Raw genomic sequence first — 523 nt, 5'->3', positions numbered from 1 at the left:
TGAACGAAGTGAGACCCGTTGCAGGGTCGCGCCCCAGCGCCCCCCTCGCTGACCGAGCAAGGATTGGGGCCCGGCATGCCCGGAAGCGCAGCGAGCGGATGGCCGCTATCGAGGATCCGCTGTTCCAGTCTGGAGATCTACTCTGGCGCTTCCTCGCCAACGACCCGCAGGTTCGCGGTGCGGTGATCAGGCAGCGCGGCAGCGACCCGAAGCCTTTCGATGAGCTCCTTCAGGTCTACGCCCAAGAACGCCCCGGCTGGCCAGTCACGGTGCACGAGAGCCGTCACACTTGGCAGGAGGTCGAGGACGCCCAGGCAGCGCTGGTCGGCTTACCCGACCACCAAAAGGCCGCTTCCGGAATGGGGCTGAACGAGGATCGGTCGGACGTGCGTTTGACCGTCGACCTCATGTACCCCACCGCAGAAATCTTGGCCAGGCTGGACGACCTACCGGAAGGGATCGTCCGGGTGAACTACCTCGTACGGCCGGTGCGCGGGGTGCCTGAGCCCGCCTGACCCAATGC

1 protein-coding gene is annotated in these 523 nt (G+C 66.2%); it reads left to right on the top strand.

Going from position 1 to position 523, the window contains the following annotated elements; translation table 11 throughout:
• Positions 1 to 98: 98 nt before the first annotated feature.
• The gene (locus tag D4B81_RS17920) at positions 99 to 515 is read left to right on the top strand and encodes a hypothetical protein (RefSeq protein WP_122263995.1); all 417 of its coding nucleotides are present in this window, start codon (positions 99 to 101) and stop codon (positions 513 to 515) included.
• Positions 516 to 523 lie beyond the last annotated feature (8 nt).

The sequence above is a fragment of the Ornithinimicrobium cerasi genome, assembly GCF_003702705.1.
In the GTDB taxonomy this organism is placed as follows: domain Bacteria; phylum Actinomycetota; class Actinomycetes; order Actinomycetales; family Dermatophilaceae; genus Ornithinicoccus; species Ornithinicoccus cerasi.
This window is presented reverse-complemented; position numbering and strand designations above follow the sequence as displayed.